The organism is Flavobacterium daejeonense DSM 17708 (assembly GCF_000425425.1).
GTDB classification, from domain to species: Bacteria; Bacteroidota; Bacteroidia; order Flavobacteriales; family Flavobacteriaceae; genus Flavobacterium; species Flavobacterium daejeonense.
In genome coordinates this window covers 91,601-107,528 of record NZ_AUDK01000001.1, presented here as the reverse complement: position 1 = coordinate 107,528, position 15,928 = coordinate 91,601, and the positions used below count along the sequence as shown (strand labels likewise).

General features: G+C 35.0%; 15 protein-coding genes. 7 read left to right on the top strand and 8 right to left on the bottom strand.

Annotated elements, in window-relative coordinates; all coding sequences use genetic code 11:
• Positions 1 to 366 precede the first annotated feature (366 nt).
• The 5 genes from xrtF to H599_RS0100360 all read left to right on the top strand — a co-directional run bounded on the left by xrtF (position 367) and on the right by H599_RS0100360 (position 4,418).
• Complete coding sequence (gene xrtF, locus H599_RS0100380) at positions 367 to 903, top strand: exosortase family protein XrtF (RefSeq protein WP_026712301.1); 537 nt, start codon at positions 367 to 369, stop codon at positions 901 to 903.
• A complete protein-coding gene (locus tag H599_RS0100375) occupies positions 893 to 1,336 on the top strand; it encodes an exosortase F system-associated membrane protein (protein ID WP_026712300.1) in 444 nt (147 codons plus the stop codon). Before xrtF ends, H599_RS0100375 begins: the two co-directional genes overlap by 11 nt.
• Before the next feature lie 57 nt (positions 1,337 to 1,393).
• Complete coding sequence (locus tag H599_RS0100370; RefSeq protein WP_026712299.1) at positions 1,394 to 2,224, top strand: restriction endonuclease; 831 nt, start codon at positions 1,394 to 1,396, stop codon at positions 2,222 to 2,224.
• 12 nt (positions 2,225 to 2,236) lie between these two features.
• Positions 2,237 to 3,592 (top strand): MBL fold metallo-hydrolase RNA specificity domain-containing protein, encoded by a 1,356-nt coding sequence (locus H599_RS0100365; RefSeq protein WP_026712298.1) that lies wholly within the window; start codon positions 2,237 to 2,239, stop codon positions 3,590 to 3,592.
• Positions 3,593 to 3,731: 139 nt separating this feature from the next.
• Positions 3,732 to 4,418 (top strand): DedA family protein, encoded by a 687-nt coding sequence (locus tag H599_RS0100360; RefSeq protein ID WP_026712297.1) that lies wholly within the window; start codon positions 3,732 to 3,734, stop codon positions 4,416 to 4,418.
• Between the two features lie 71 nt (positions 4,419 to 4,489).
• Here H599_RS0100360 and groL read toward each other — a convergent pair whose 3' ends face one another.
• The 8 genes from groL to miaB all read right to left on the bottom strand — a co-directional run bounded on the left by groL (position 4,490) and on the right by miaB (position 11,849).
• Positions 4,490 to 6,121: a chaperonin GroEL gene (gene groL, locus H599_RS0100355; protein WP_026712296.1), complete on the bottom strand. Its 1,632-nt coding sequence runs from the start codon at positions 6,119 to 6,121 to the stop codon at positions 4,490 to 4,492.
• 74 nt (positions 6,122 to 6,195) lie between these two features.
• Positions 6,196 to 6,471, bottom strand: coding sequence for a co-chaperone GroES (locus H599_RS0100350; RefSeq protein WP_026712295.1), 276 nt, complete (start codon positions 6,469 to 6,471; stop codon positions 6,196 to 6,198).
• Between the two features lie 143 nt (positions 6,472 to 6,614).
• Complete coding sequence (gene secG, locus H599_RS0100345; protein WP_026712294.1) at positions 6,615 to 6,953, bottom strand: preprotein translocase subunit SecG; 339 nt, start codon at positions 6,951 to 6,953, stop codon at positions 6,615 to 6,617.
• 6 nt (positions 6,954 to 6,959) lie between these two features.
• Positions 6,960 to 7,793: a tetratricopeptide repeat protein gene (locus tag H599_RS0100340; RefSeq protein ID WP_026712293.1), complete on the bottom strand. Its 834-nt coding sequence runs from the start codon at positions 7,791 to 7,793 to the stop codon at positions 6,960 to 6,962.
• Between the two features lie 80 nt (positions 7,794 to 7,873).
• The gene (locus H599_RS0100335) at positions 7,874 to 8,377 is read right to left on the bottom strand and encodes an LptE family protein (RefSeq protein WP_026712292.1); all 504 of its coding nucleotides are present in this window, start codon (positions 8,375 to 8,377) and stop codon (positions 7,874 to 7,876) included.
• A 92-nt stretch (positions 8,378 to 8,469) separates the two neighbouring features.
• Positions 8,470 to 9,723 carry a sigma-54 interaction domain-containing protein gene (locus H599_RS0100330; protein ID WP_026712291.1) on the bottom strand — a complete coding sequence of 418 codons (1,254 nt, stop codon included), beginning with the start codon at positions 9,721 to 9,723 and terminating at the stop codon, positions 8,470 to 8,472.
• A 249-nt stretch (positions 9,724 to 9,972) separates the two neighbouring features.
• Positions 9,973 to 10,344: a GxxExxY protein gene (locus H599_RS0100325; RefSeq protein ID WP_035140967.1), complete on the bottom strand. Its 372-nt coding sequence runs from the start codon at positions 10,342 to 10,344 to the stop codon at positions 9,973 to 9,975.
• 59 nt (positions 10,345 to 10,403) lie between these two features.
• Positions 10,404 to 11,849, bottom strand: a complete 1,446-nt coding sequence (gene miaB, locus H599_RS0100320) for a tRNA (N6-isopentenyl adenosine(37)-C2)-methylthiotransferase MiaB (protein WP_026712289.1) — start codon at positions 11,847 to 11,849, stop codon at positions 10,404 to 10,406.
• A gap of 299 nt (positions 11,850 to 12,148) precedes the next feature.
• On the opposite strand from miaB, the gene topA reads away from it, so the two are divergent.
• Together topA and H599_RS0100310 are read left to right on the top strand one after the other, a co-directional pair.
• Positions 12,149 to 14,650 carry a type I DNA topoisomerase gene (gene topA / locus H599_RS0100315; RefSeq protein ID WP_026712288.1) on the top strand — a complete coding sequence of 834 codons (2,502 nt, stop codon included), beginning with the start codon at positions 12,149 to 12,151 and terminating at the stop codon, positions 14,648 to 14,650.
• 52 nt (positions 14,651 to 14,702) lie between these two features.
• Positions 14,703 to 15,857 carry an arginase family protein gene (locus tag H599_RS0100310; RefSeq protein ID WP_026712287.1) on the top strand — a complete coding sequence of 385 codons (1,155 nt, stop codon included), beginning with the start codon at positions 14,703 to 14,705 and terminating at the stop codon, positions 15,855 to 15,857.
• The last annotated feature ends 71 nt before the right edge of the window (positions 15,858 to 15,928 follow it).

The window sequence follows — 15,928 nt, the reverse complement described above, 5'->3', positions numbered from 1 at the left end:
CTATTTATAAATTAGTTTGTAATGTTTTTTTTAGAAACAATTTTTTTGTTTTCTTAAAAAGAAATGTTAACATAAAATTAACAAATATTATCTTTTGTTAGCGTTTTTTTTTGTGATTGTTATAAGTAATTTTAATCTCATATCATTTTTTAAATATTATGGTTAATTTGTTTTTTATGGTTTTAGATAATTTGAATATGAGGTTTTATATAGAATTTATTAAGTGGTGTTTTTGTTTGTTTTTTTTACGGTATTATGTTTAGTTGTGGAGTTGTGAATTTTGTATTTAATAAGTTAGTTTTATTTCGTTTTTTTGAATGAATCAGAATTGATAATAATTTATATAAATTTGATAAAAATCAAAGTTTGAAGAAATACTTAATTCTATATCGCCCTTTTTTAGTTTTTCTGGCTAAGTTTTTCCTGACTTATGCAGTTTTGACTTTAATTTATCAGGGGTACTTGTCGCGTTTTGATGAAAGTTCAGTGGATACTATAACTCGTTTTGTTGCTGAAAATACCAAGCAATTGCTTCATCTATTTGGAGTTGATTTTAGGTTAAAAGAGGTTTTTCAAACTGGTTTTATCACATTGTTTTACAATCAGCAAGCTGTTGCCCGAATGATAGAAGGTTGTAATGCGATTAGTGTCATTATTTTGTTTGCGGCTTTTATTGTAGCATTTTCAGGAAAAAAGAGAACGACTTTAATTTTTATTTTGGCAGGCAGTTTTTTTATTTATGTTTTAAATGTAGTTCGAATAGCTTTGTTATGTTCGGCTTTGTACTGGTTTCCCAATCAGGAAGCCTTGCTGCATGAAATTGTTTTTCCTTTGTTTATTTACGGAGTAGTGTTTGTTTTATGGGTAATTTGGGTTAATAAATTTTCATTAGATGTCAGATAAAAACTACCCACGGTCGTTAAAAATACTACTTTTTTTATTGTTGCTATTTGGTTTTGTGTTGATTCGTTATAATGAAGATGTCTTGTTTTACGACCCCTTTTTGAGTTATTTTAAAGACGATTTTAACCACATGCCTTTGCCGGAATTTGATAATTTCCGACTAATTTTAAATTTGTATTTTCGTTATGGCTTGAATATGTTACTTTCGTTAGCGATGATTTATGTGATTTTTCGTGATTGGAAGATGATTAAATTTGCTTTTTTTCTTTATTTGACAGCATTTGTGGTCTTACTGATTTCTTTTTTTATGGTCATTCATTTTTGTGGTGTTCATAATAATTTTTTACTTTTTTATATTCGGAGATTTCTCATTCAGCCACTATTTGTTTTGCTGTTTATTCCTGCATTTTATTTTCAAAAACGAAATTCCTAAGATTTTTTATGTAACTTTAAAAGGCTGTTTCAGTTGATGATACCTAATTAAATTGCTATGAAAATTGTAAAACATTCCGGTGCAGTCGTTAATTTTAATCCCGAAAAACTTACTGAATCCTTACTGAATTCGGGAGCTGATGCCCATACCGCTGAATCTATCCTAAAGGAAATTACTCATGAAATCTACGAGGGAATTTCAACTAAAAATATCTACAAAAAAGCTTTTGTATTATTGAAAAAACATACGCATTCTCATGCTGCCCGCTACAATTTACGTGCGGCTATTGAAATGTTAGGACCGGAAGGATTTTATTTTGAAAAATATATCGCCCGTCTTTTTGAAGCTGAAAAATATGAAACTAAGACTAATGTTGTTTTGCAGGGGAACTGTGTCATGCACGAAGTAGATATTTTACTGAAAAAAAACAATGTGATTTCGATGGTGGAATGTAAGTTCCACGGTGGGCGGGAAGCGGCTTCGGATGTAAAAGTGCCTTTGTATGTTTATTCCCGATTCAACGATTTAAGGGAGAATAATTACACTCTTTTTTCGAATAAAGAGCAAATTAATAATTGCTGGATTGTAACTAATACTCGTTTTACAGCCGATGCTATTGCTTTTGCAGAATGTTCTGGTATTCATTTACTGAGTTGGGATTATCCTGAAAAAAGAAGTCTGAAATCCAGAAACAATCACGATTGTTTGTATCCGGTAACCTGTTTGACAACTTTGACTAAGGCGGAAAAAGAAAAATTATTACTGCTGGATGTGATTTTAGTAAAAGAACTAAAAGACAACAGAGTTGATTTGAAGGAAATAGGAATTAGTACGCATCGGATTAAAAATGTTTTGAAAGAAGTTAATGAATTGTGTAAGTGTTACTAATATTACGATATTATGAAAATTAAATTTATCGGAGCGGCAGGGACAGTAACGGGTTCTAAAACATTGATTGATAGTAATAATGTTCGTTTTTTAGTGGATTGCGGATTATTTCAGGGGGTAAAATCCTTGCGGGAGTTAAATTGGGAACCTTTGCCGGTTTTAGCCTCCACCATCGATTTTGTGTTATTGACGCACGGACATTTGGATCATTGTGGCTGGTTGCCCAGATTGGTAAGTCAGGGGTTTACGGGTAAAATTTATTGTACCGGTCCTACGAAGGAAATTACTAAGCTGATTTTGGTAGATAGTGCTAAAATTCAGGAAGAAGATGCCTTGAAAGCCAATCAGGAAAATAGCTCGAAACACGAAATAGCCGAACCTTTGTATACAGTTAAAGAAGCAGAAAATGTTTTTCCGTTGCTCACTGTTGTTCAACCGGAGACTCCAATTGTGTTAGGAGAGGGTATTGAAGCTAGTTTTTTTCTGGCGGGACATATTATTGGTGCTTGTAGTATTGTTGTGAATTTAGAAGGTAAAACTTTAGTTTTTTCAGGAGATATCGGTAGAGATAATGATGTGTTGTTGTATCCGCCTATAAAACCTAAAAATGCCAATTTAGTATTTCTCGAAAGTACTTATGGTGATCGTTTGCATCCCGATACTGATCCAAAATTAGAATTAGAGGAATATATTAATGAAGCTTTTAAAAAAGGCGGGACAGTAATTATTCCGAGTTTTGCTGTAGAACGCGCTCAGAGTATTATGTTTTTATTGTGGGAATTAAAAAAAGAAGGTCGCATTCCAAATATTCCTTATATCGTTGATTCTCCAATGGGAGTAGGCGCTTTTGAAGTCTTTTTTAATAATACCAAATGGCACAAATTAAATTTTGTCGATTGTCAGACCATGAGTAAAATGTTTGTGATTAATTCTGATTATGAAGAAACCTTGACAGCCATCAATCATAAAGGTCCGAAAGTGGTAATTGCGGCGAGTGGCATGATTACCGGAGGAAGGGTTTTAGGTTATTTAGAAAATTACATCGGACTTCCTGAAACAACAATCCTAATTGTGGGTTATCAGGCTGAAGGAACCCGCGGACGTAAGTTGATTGAAGGGGCAAAGGCGATAAAGATATTTGGAACTTATTATACCGTAAGAGCTAAAGTTGTAGAGATAAACGGACTTTCGGCTCATGGTGATCAGGCTGATTTATTGGATTGGTTATCCGATTTAGAACAAAAACCGCACCGAGTATTTTTAGTTCATGGTGAACCTGCGGCGGCCGACGAATTGCGTATCAAAATAAGAGAACATTACGGATTTAATTGTTCGGTTCCGCTGATGGGGCAGGAATTTAAATTTTAATTTGATGAAAAAGTTGTCTACTTGTTTGAAAGGCTGTTTTTTATCGTTAATTAAACTTTAAATGGAATGAATAAATTGTGGTTGATATAATTTATTCTTACTTTCACGCTCAAAAATATTTTGAATAAAATCCGGGAGAATGAATAGCTTTGATTGGAAGAATTTAATAGACCCACTTTTTTATATTCATTTTGATATAAATGGAATAAAATTAGGAATCTATATCGTATTGTTTATTGTTTTTGCGGAGACAGGTTTGTTTGCCGGTTTCTTTTTGCCGGGTGATAGTTTGCTTTTTCTTGCCGGAATCTACAACAGAGAATTAATAGAGAATATTTTGTTCATTGATAGTGATTTTATCAATGTGACATTATTGTCTACTATGGTAGCTCTTGCCGGTATTTTAGGTAATATGATTGGGTATTGGTTTGGAGCTAAGAGTGGTTATTATTTGTATAATCGTGAGGATAGTTTTTGGTTTAAGAAAAATTATCTTATTCAGTCTAAAGATTTTTTTGAAAGACATGGAGGGAGAGCCATTATTTTTGCCAGATTCCTGCCTATTTTCAGAACCTTTGCGCCAATAGTTGCCGGAATTGTTACCATGGATAAGAAGAAATTCATGTTTTTTAATGTGGTGAGTTCTTTTTTGTGGTCGTTTACATTGATTTTTTCCGGTCATTATCTGTATGGTTTTTTACTTGAAAAATTCGGAATAGATTTAAAAGAGCATATTGAAGTTATCGTGATCGGATTAGTAGTAGTTACTCTATCTCCGGTTATTCTTAAGTTAACTAAAAAAGTAACTACTTCCGACGAGGAATAGTTTTATAAAAAATACAGCATAAAAAAATCCGTTCATATCGGAACGGATTTTTTTATTATTTAATGTGGAAATTACATCATTCCCGGCATTCCGCCACCCATTGGCATTCCGCCACCGGCATTTTCTTCTTTAATGTCGATTAAAGCACATTCAGTTGTTAAAATCATTCCGGAAACTGAAGCTGCATTTTCTAATGCTACACGAGTTACTTTTTTAGGATCGATGATACCTGCTTTAAGCATATCCACATATTCGTTAGTTTTAGCATTGTATCCAAAATCACCTGTGCCTTCTGCTACTTTTGCAACAACTACTGAACCTTCAAGACCAGCATTTTCAACGATAGTTCTCAATGGAGCTTCGATGGCACGAGCAACGATTTGGATTCCGGTAGCTTCATCAGCGTTGTCAGCAGTTAAACCACTTAAAACTGTTTTGGCTCTTAATAAAGCTACACCACCTCCGGCAACGATTCCTTCTTCAACAGCAGCACGAGTTGCGTGAAGGGCATCATCCACACGGTCTTTTTTCTCTTTCATTTCTACTTCTGAAGCGGCTCCTACATAAAGAACTGCCACGCCTCCGGCTAATTTAGCCAAACGCTCTTGAAGTTTTTCTTTGTCATAATCAGAAGTGGTAACTTCCATTTGACCTTTGATTTGGTTCACACGGTTTTTGATCATTTCAGCATCACCAGAACCACTTACGATAGTTGTATTGTCTTTATCGATAGCTACTCTTTTAGCATTTCCTAACATTTCGATAGTAGTGTTTTCAAGCGTGTATCCTCTTTCTTCAGAGATTACTGTTCCACCTGTTAAGATGGCGATATCTTCCAACATAGCTTTTCTTCTGTCACCAAAACCAGGTGCTTTTACAGCAGCAATTTTTAAGGCACCACGCAATTTGTTTACTACCAAAGTGGAAAGTGCTTCTCCATCTACATCTTCAGCAATAATTAATAATGGTTTTCCTGATTGCGCCACTGGCTCAAGAACCGGTAATAATTCTTTTAATGAAGATACTTTTTTGTCGTATAATAAAATGTAAGGGCTGTCTAATTCCACTTCCATTTTTTCAGAATTAGTAACGAAATATGGAGAAAGATATCCTCTGTCAAATTGCATTCCTTCAACTACATCAACAAATGTATCAGTGCCTTTAGCTTCTTCCACAGTGATAACACCTTCTTTTCCTACTTTTGCGAAAGCAGTAGCGATTAATTCACCGATAACTTCGTCATTATTGGCAGAGATAGAAGCAATTTGTTTGATTTTGTCTGAGTCGCTTCCTACAACCTGAGATTGTTTTGCAAGATCAGTAACGATAGCGTCAACAGCTTTATCGATACCACGTTTTAAGTCCATTGGATTGGCTCCGGCAGCTACGTTTTTCAAACCTTCTTTTACGATAGCCTGCGCTAAAACGGTTGCAGTAGTGGTTCCGTCGCCAGCTAAATCATTGGTTTTAGAAGCTACTTCTTTCACCATTTGAGCTCCCATGTTTTCTAATGGGTCTTTCAATTCTACTTCTTTGGCAACAGAAACACCATCTTTGGTTACTGTAGGTCCTCCAAAAGTTTTTCCAATGATTACATTACGACCTTTAGGTCCTAAAGTTACTTTTACTGCATTAGCTAATGCGTCAACTCCACGTTTTAATCCGTCACGTGCTTCAATATCGAATTTAATGTCTTTTGCCATTTTTATTTTCTATTTTTTAATATTGTGTTTTAAAAATTTGAATACTTTGTACTTAATTCTTAATACTCTTTTTTTTAGATTATTGCAAGAATATCATCTTCTCTCATAATCAAATAATCGGTACCTTCTAATTTTAATTCGGTTCCTGCATATTTTCCGTAAAGTACAGTGTCTCCCACTTTTACGGTCATTTCATGATCTTTTGTGCCATTTCCTACGGCTACAACAGTTCCTTTTTGTGGTTTTTCTTTGGCAGTATCTGGAATAAAAATCCCTGACGCTGTCTTAGTTTCGGCTGCAACTGGTTCAATCAGAACACGGTCTGAAAGTGGTTTAATGTTTAATGTCATGATTTTTTATGTTTTATATTAAATTAAAAGTTGCTTTTTGCTATTCAGAAATTATGCCAGTCAAATTTTACTGCCATTTTTTCTTATGAAAAATGCCAGCTTTGACAAGCTGGCATTTTTTTATGTGTATTCAAAATAATGAATTATTTTGCAGGAGCAGGAGTTGCTGGTGCAGCTGGCTGACTAGCAGCAGGTGTTGCAGGAACCGCAGCTTCCGTATTGTCAATAATTTTAGAATTGGTGTCGCTGACAGCTCCTGTGAAGCTTAAGCTTGATAAGATAATCAAGGCGATTAAAACGATAGCTAAAGTCCAGGTACTCTTATCTAAAAAGTCAGTCGTTTTTTGTACACCACCCAGCATTTGAGAACCACCGATTGAAGACGATAAACCACCACCTTTAGGATTTTGAACCATGATTACTACAATTAGTAGAAAACAAACTATAGTGATTAAAACTAAAAAAATTGAAAATGTGCTCATTATTACTTAATTATTGTTTTGTTGTAAAATCTTAATATCCGCTATGCGGTCTGCAAAGAAACTACTTTTTTCTGGATATTTCAAAATTAATATTTCATAAGCTTGAATTGCTTTTTGATATTTTTTTTGTTCCAAATAGACCTTGGCTAGCGTTTCGGTCATTAGCGAAGTAGTGTCGTCTTTATTAATGTCGATACTAAAGTTTGATGAAGTTCCCGGTTTGATTGACGGAATCTTTGGGTTGTTCTGAATAAATTTATCAATAATTGCTTCTTTTTTCTTTTTCGAATCCTCTTCAGGACTTGAAGAAATAGTGTCTTCTTTTATTTCTGATTCCCGAACAATTGGTTGGATTCTGGAAAGTTGCAGCCATTCCTGGAAAGAATGGGTTTCGTTTTTTGAAAATTCCAAAGGTTTTCCCAATTCCAGTTTTTCCTCTGTGGTTTGGGGAATTGTTTCTTCTTCAACTTTGTTGTTTAGTGATTCAAAATTTGAAATAGTCTCTTCAATTTCTTTTTTGGCAATTACTTCTATACTGTCTATTACTTTTATGGAAAGTAATTCACTTTTTTTCTTTTCAAATAATTCTTTTTGAATCGCATTGAAATCATCTGAACTAATAAAATCAAACAAAACAGCTCTGTCAGTAGTATGTGCCGCTGTAACTTTTAAAGCCGAATTGTACTTAAAACTATTTTCATTGTAGAGCCCTTTAAGGCGTAAAGCTCTGGCACTTTGAAAATACGGAAACTCCTCCAATACGTTCTCCAATGCAAGGGTTTGCCTGTTAGTAATTGTGTTCGGATGATTGATTAAATAAGTATAATCGGTTACGTTCATTGTTTTTTTTTGTTTAATCGTGGAATCGTTTATTTGTTAATCGGTTAAACAGATAAACGGTTAATCAAATAAACTTCAATTTACCATTTTGCCAAAGATTCATTGAAAATATCCTGAGTGATTCGGTCAAAAATTTCTTTTAATGCGGTGTCTAAAACAGCGCCTTGTAATTGTGTGGTTGCCGGATAATCGTAATAAAACTCGAATGGTTTTTCAAAATCGTCTGTTTCTTTGTTTTTATTAAAAAATCGGACATTGATTCTTATTTTTAATCGGTTTTGTGCTGCCTGCTGATCGGCAGTAGCAGTCATCGGGCTGATTCGGTAATCTACAATTTCTCCTTCGTAAGTTAGGTCGGCACCATTTTTAACCAAATTCAAATTGGTTTGGTTTTGAAGAATATCCTGTAAGGCAAGGGTGAATTTTCTGTCGAGTCCAGGTTCTACTAAATCGGCATTATTTGCAAAAAAATTCACTTGAAAGGTTTTAGCATCAATTTTTCCGGTTCCGGTAAAATTGTAAATCCCACAACTGCTCAACATAAAGAGACTAATTAAAGCAAAAAAAGAAAGTGTTTTTTTCATATTGTTTATTGGCAAAATTCCAATCCTGAAATTTCGGTATTAAATTCCAATTGTGTCCAAATATAATAATTGGAATTTAAGTTTTTATTTTTTTATAAATCGAATTGTTTGATTTTTCGATACAGCGTTCTTTCTGAAATTCCTAATTCGTCAGCTGCCGCTTTTCTTTTTCCTTTGTTTTTTTCTAATGATTTTTTAATCATTTCGATTTCCTTTTGTTCCAAGCGTAAAACCTCTTCCTCTTCGATTGTTTCGGCAAAAAGATAATTGTCGTCAGGATTGCTGTAATTTTCGGTGTGCGTTGGTGTCACAACAGCGGTCACAGGTTGCTCTTCAAATTCAATTTCACTGTCTTCTTTAGAGTCATATATTTTCTGAATCAAATTCGGATTGATATCCTGAGCTTTGGCGGCGCCACTTTTCATGAGTTCCAAAGTGAGTTTTTTTAAATCATTCAAATCACTTTTCATGTCAAAAAGTACTTTGTATAAAATGTCCCTTTCCGTACTAAAATCGCTTTCGTTTTTACCACTGTTAATTACCGAAGGAAGATTGCTGCCTTCTGTTGGTGGTAGGTAAGTTTGCAAAGTAGCTGCCGAAATATCTCTGTTAGTTTCCAGAACCGAAATTTGTTCGGCAACATTTCGTAACTGACGAATGTTTCCGCTCCAACGGTATTTTTGCAATAATTGAACAGTGCCTTCGTCTAGTTTTAGCGGAGGCATTTTGTATTTATGTGCAAAATCAGCAGCAAATTTTCGAAACAATAAATGAATGTCATCTTTGCGGTCTCTCAATGGAGGTAAGGCAATTTCTACCGTGCTTAGACGATAATATAAATCCTCACGAAATTTTCCTTTTTCGATAGCATTGAACAAATTGACATTGGTTGCGGCTACAATTCGTACGTCGGTTTTTTGAACCTGAGACGAACCTACTTTTAGGAATTCACCGTTTTCCAAGATTCTTAATAAACGAACCTGTGTGGTTAAGGGTAATTCACCTACTTCATCCAGAAAAATAGTTCCGCCGTTGGCTACTTCAAAATAACCTTCACGAGTGCTGGTGGCTCCGGTAAAAGCTCCTTTTTCGTGTCCAAAAAGCTCACTGTCTATGGTTCCTTCCGGAATGGCACCACAGTTTACAGCAATGTATTTGCCGTGTTTTCGGTGTGAAAGCGAATGGATGATTTTGGGAATATTTTCTTTACCTACACCACTTTCTCCGGTTACCAACACCGAAATATCAGTAGGAGCAACCTGAATAGCTTTTTCTATGGCTCGATTGAGCTTTGGGTCATTCCCAATAATCTCAAATCGTTGTTTTATGTTTTGAACTGTTTCCATGGTTTCATTGCGAGGCACGAAGCAATCTCATTATTGTTAAACGTATATTCGCAGAATTACTCTTTATTTGTTTGTCAAAGTGTCTTTGACGCGGTATTGCTGTTTTCAACTTTGTGTTTTGGAAAGTAAGTTCTAATTACATAGAATGTTACTCCAAAACCAAGTAGAAAAGTCGCTATTGCAATATATAGTTGTTTTTTTGTCATAGTTTTTTGCCACAGATTAGAAAGATTAACACAGATTTATTTTTTATAAAGTGAATCTTTTGTACTGTAGTGATTTGGTTTGAAAATTAATTAATAATCCAATTTCAGAATTAGCCAGTTTTAAATAATTTAATATTTGTGCCGTATGTTCGGTTGTAAATTCTTTTACAGCTTTTACTTCAAGGATGATATCTTCATTTACAATAAAATCAGCATAAAATTTATGAGGTAAAATTTTGCCTTTATATTCAATCGAAAATTCTTTTTCCATAATAAAAGGAATATTATTTTCTTTAAATTCAATTTCTAGAGCATCTTTATAAACTATTTCTAATAAACCTGGGCCAAGATTTCTATGAACTTCCATACATATTCCAATGATTTTGTATGTTTCTTCTTCTCGATATACTTCCATGATTTTTGAATAAGAAAATAAAATCCTTTAAATCTTTTTAATCTGTGGCTAAACAAAAACTAATTCATATCGCTCAAACCAACAGCTTCACCAATTAATGTTCCGCTGGTGCAGGACGTAATTTTTACATTTACAAAATCACCGATTTGATAGTTTTCTTTAGGGAAAACAACCGTCATGTTTTGTGAATTTCTTCCTGAAAACTCATTGGCTGATTTTTTTGAAATTTTGTCAACTAAAACTTCAACTGTTTTTCCTATAAATTCCTGGCATGTTATTAAGGAATGTTTTTGCTGCAAGTCTACAATTTCCTGAAGACGTCTTAGTTTTGTTTCTTCCGGAACATCATCTTCCATTTTTCTCTCGGCTAAAGTTCCAGGTCTTTCTGAATAAGCAAACATATAACCGAAGTTGTATTTTACATATTCCATTAAGCTTAAAGTATCCTGATGATCTTCTTCCGTTTCTGTTGGAAAACCGGTAATCATATCTTGTGTAATGGCACAACCAGGAATGATGTTGTATATCTTGTCAACTAATTGCATGTATTCCTCACGGGTATGCAAACGGTTCATCTCTTTTAAAATTCGGTCGCTTCCGGACTGAACTGGCAAGTGAATATGTTTGCAAATATTAGGATATCTAGCAATAACGTGTAAAACACTTTCGTGCATATCTTGCGGATTGGAAGTCGAAAAACGAATTCTCATTTTCGGGAAAGCCTGCGCAGTCATTTCTAATAATTGGTCAAAATTTACGGCAGTCGCTTTTTGGATTTCTGAAGCTTTTTCGAAATCTTTTTTCAATCCTCCTCCATACCATAAATAACTATCTACGTTTTGACCCAGAAGAGTAACTTCTTTAAAGCCTTTTTCGTATAAATCCTGAATCTCAGCCATGATACTTTGTGGTTCACGACTTCTTTCGCGACCTCTGGTAAATGGAACTACACAAAAAGTACACATATTGTCACAACCACGGGTGATGGAAACCAAAGCGGTGATTCCGTTACTCATTAATCGAACTGGTGAAATATCACCATAGGTTTCTTCTTTAGATAAAATAACGTTAATGGCGTCACGACCTTCTTCTACTTCGGTTAAAAGATTTGGTAAATCTTTATATGCATCCGGCCCTACAACCAAGTCAACGATTTTTTCCTGTTCTAAAAACTGACTTTTTAAACGTTCGGCCATGCAGCCTAAAACACCCACTTTCATTTTGGTGTTTTTGCGTTTTACAGCATTGTATTTTTCCAAACGTTTACGGATGGTTTGTTCTGCTTTATCTCGGATGGAGCAGGTGTTTACCAAAACCAAGTCGGCTTCTTCCAAAACTTGTGTGGTGTTATATCCGTTAGTGGATAAAATGGAGGCAACAATTTCGCTATCCGAAAAATTCATTGCGCAACCATAACTTTCTATATAAAGTTTTTTATTGTTTTCAGGTTTGTTTTCCAAGACAAGACTTTCGCCTTGTTTGCTCTCTTCTATAATCTTTTCCATTCTAAGTTGTTTCAGAGTACAAAGATAAGTGAAATCAAATAGATGTGACAAGATGTCAGATGAAGAATTAACAGTATTTTTTGATTTTGTTTTTGGATTGTTTTTAGGGGATGGAATTTGGATGTAGTTGGTTGAAAATGTTTGTGTACGATTATAATTAAGGAGAAGAATTTGTAATAAATGAAGGGAAAAAGGAAACTTATTCTCTGATAAACATTGCGTCAAATCTTTTCAAAAAAAAATGCGAAAGTCTTTGTATTTAAAAAAAATAGATACTTTTGTCTGAGAAAAATTAAGCAATGGCAAAGAATTTAGTAATAGTTGAGTCACCTGCAAAGGCGAAAACGATAGAGAAATTTTTAGGAAGTGATTTCCAGGTGGAGTCAAGTTACGGGCATATTGCCGACTTGCCTTCTAAGGAAATAGGAGTAGATGTGGAACAGGGATTTAAACCTAAATATGAAGTTTCTCCTGATAAAAAAGCCTTGGTTAGTAAGCTGAAAACCTTATCTAAAAATGCCGAAACGGTTTGGTTAGCCAGTGATGAGGACCGCGAGGGAGAGGCTATTTCATGGCACTTGGCGGAAGAATTAAAATTAGATAAAAAGAAAACCAAAAGAATTGTTTTTCATGAGATTACCAAAAATGCTATTTTAAAAGCAATTGATAATCCGCGTGAGATTGATTATAATTTAGTAAATGCGCAGCAGGCGCGTCGTGTACTGGATCGTTTGGTGGGTTATGAATTGTCACCGGTTTTATGGAGAAAAATTAAAGGCGGATTGTCGGCTGGTCGTGTTCAGTCGGTTTCTGTTCGTTTGATTGTAGAACGTGAACGCGAAATTCAGGATTTTAAAGCCGTTGCTGCTTATTCGGTTGTCGCCGAATTTACTAATGAAGCCGGAAAAGCTTTCAAAGCCAAATTGCCTAAAAATTTCAATACTAAAAAAGAAGCCGAAGATTTTTTAAATAAAAATATCGGTTCTGCTTATAAGGTTTCGGATTTAGAAACAAAACCAACCAAAAAATCACCAACAGCGCCATTTACTACTTCGACTTTGCAACAGGAAGCCGCGCGTAAATTGTATTTGCCGGTTGGGATTACAATGCAGTTAGCACAACGTTTGTATGAGGCGGGGTTGATTACTTATATGAGAACGGATAGTGTGAACCTGTCTAAAGAAGCGATGGATGCAGCGCAGGCTGAAATTATTAAATCGTATGGTAAGGAGTTTTCAAATCCAAGAACTTTTGCTAATAAAAGCAAAGGCGCTCAGGAAGCACACGAGGCAATCCGTCCGACGGACATGTCGCGTCATACGGTAAATATCGACCGGGATCAGGCGCGTTTGTATGATTTGATTTGGAAAAGAACTTTGGCTTCACAAATGAGTGATGCGCAATTAGAGCGTACTAATGTTAAAATAGCTGCGAATAATCACAATGAATTGTTCACTGCTTCGGGAGAAGTGCTGCTTTTTGAAGGTTTCTTAAAAGTATATTTGGAAGGGCACGACGATGATGAGGAAGAACAGGAAGGAATGTTGCCAGCCTTGAAAGTGAATGAAAATTTACAAAACAATTACATAACTGCAACAGAGCGCTATTCCCGTCCGGCAGCGAGATATACCGAAGCTTCTTTGGTGAAAAAATTAGAAGAATTAGGAATTGGTCGTCCTTCGACTTATGCACCAACAATTTCTACAATTATCAACAGAAATTATGTAGAGAAAGGAAATTTAGAAGGTCAGGAGCGGAATTATACGCAATTGACTTTGCAATCCGGAAAAGTTGGAGAGAAATTGTTGAAGGAAAACACCGGTTCGGATAAAGGAAAATTAGTACCAACAGATATTGGAACTATTGTAACCGACTTTTTGGTGAAAAATTTTGGAAACATTCTGGATTATAATTTCACTGCAAAAGTAGAACAGGATTTTGACGAAATCGCCGAAGGAAATATTGAGTGGGCGAAGATGATGCAGGAGTTTTACGATCAATTTCACCCTACGGTAAAAGATGTGGAAGCGAATGCCGACAGAGAAAGCGGAGAACGAATTTTAGGTGTTGATCCGGCAACTGGAAAACAGGTTTCGGTTCGTTTAGGTAAATTTGGTCCAATGGCTCAAATTGGTGATGCGGAAGATGAGGATAAGAAATTTGCCAGTTTGATGAAAGAGCAAAATATTGGAAACATCACACTGGAAGAAGCTCTGAATTTATTCTTGTTGCCAAAAGCTTTAGGAACTTATAAAAATGAAGAAGTAGAGGTAAATAACGGGCGTTTTGGCCCTTACGTGCGTCATGGAAGTGTTTTTATTTCTTTGCCAAAAGGCGAAGATCCATTGGCGGTTACTAAAGAAAGAGCACAGGAATTAATTGATGAAAAAATAAAAGCCGATGCTCCAATTGCTACTTATAAAGGAGAACCGGTTCAAAAAGGAACGGGGCGTTTTGGGCCATTTATCAAATGGGATGGCATTTTTATCAATGTGAGTAAGAAATATGATTTTGATAATTTGTCACAGGATGATATTGAAACCCTGATTGAGGAAAAACTTCAGAAGAATATCGATAAGGTCATTCATAATTGGGAAGAAGAAGGGATTGTAGTTGAAAAAGCCAGATGGGGGCGTTCGGTGATTTTAAAAGGGAAAATTAAAATTGAACTGAGTAAAGATGTTGATGCTTCTAAATTGACATTGGCGGAAGTTCAGGAAATGATTGCTCAAAAAGCGCCAGCCAAGAAAGCGCCAGCTAAAAAAACAGTTGCCAAAAAAACGACAACTAAAAAGAAATAAAACGTTTTTCCTTTTATTCTTGGGAAATAAATAAAGAGAATAAATAATTATGATGGGATTAGATTTTCTGGAGCCAATAAATGATGAAGTCTTAAAAATGTTGAAATCGTTAAGCTCTCAACAGTTGGGGAGTAAGGTGGTTTTTCATACCAAAGAAGAGTTTCCGGACTTGGATAAGGTAAAAATTGCCTTGATTGGAGTTTTGGAAAATCGCGGTAGCGACATTCTAATAGATGAAGCAGAGGATTTATCACTAATTCGACAGGAGTTGTATCGTTTGTTTCCGGGAAACTGGGATGCGACAATTGCTGATTTGGGCGATATTTTGCCTGGAAATTCGAAAGAAGATACTTATTTTGCTTTGCGCAAAGTTGTCTCTGATTTGATTAAAAAAGGGGTAATTCCGGTTGTTATTGGTGGTTCGCAGGATTTGACTTACAGTCTTTATCGTGCTTATGACGAATTAGAGCAAATGGTGAATTTAGTTGCCATTGACAGTAAATTTGATTTTGGTAAAGAAGAGGAACTGATGTCGGCTAATTCCTATTTGAGTCAAATTATTGTTGATGAACCGAACAATCTGTTTAATTTTTGCAATATCGGTTATCAAACGTATTATAATTCTCAGGAAGAAATTGATTTGATTGAAAAGCTATTTTTTGATGGTTATCGTTTGGGTGAAGTTTCTAATAATATTGCCATTGCCGAACCGGTTTTTAGAGATGCCGATCTTGTGAGTATGGATTTAACAGCTGTGAAATCATCCGATTCGGGTAATTTCTTTTCATTTGAGCCTAATGGTTTTAACGGAAAAGAGATTTGTGCCTTAGCCCGTTATGCAGGAATTAGCGATAAGGTTTCTGTCTTTGGTGTTTTTAATCATTATAATTCTAGTAAGGAATCTGTTTTAATTGCTCAGATTTTGTGGTATTTTATAGAAGGGTTTCATTATCGCTCTAAGGAATACCCTTTTGGAAGTCGTGAAAATTACATCAAATACAGTGTTCCTATTGAAGAAGAGACTTTGGTGTTTTATAAAAGTGATAAAACGGATCGCTGGTGGATAGAAATACCTTTTGTTGCTAATGGGAACAATAAATTAAAGCGAAATACGTTGTTACCATGTTCTTATGAAGAGTATTTGGGAGCCTGTAATCAGGAATTACCGGAAAGATGGTGGAAAGCGCAAAGAAAAAATGTGTTATAACTGCGTTTTTTTATAAATAAAAAGAGTTAATTTGTTAATTTCTTTCTCTGTATTTTTGTAATCTAAAGCTT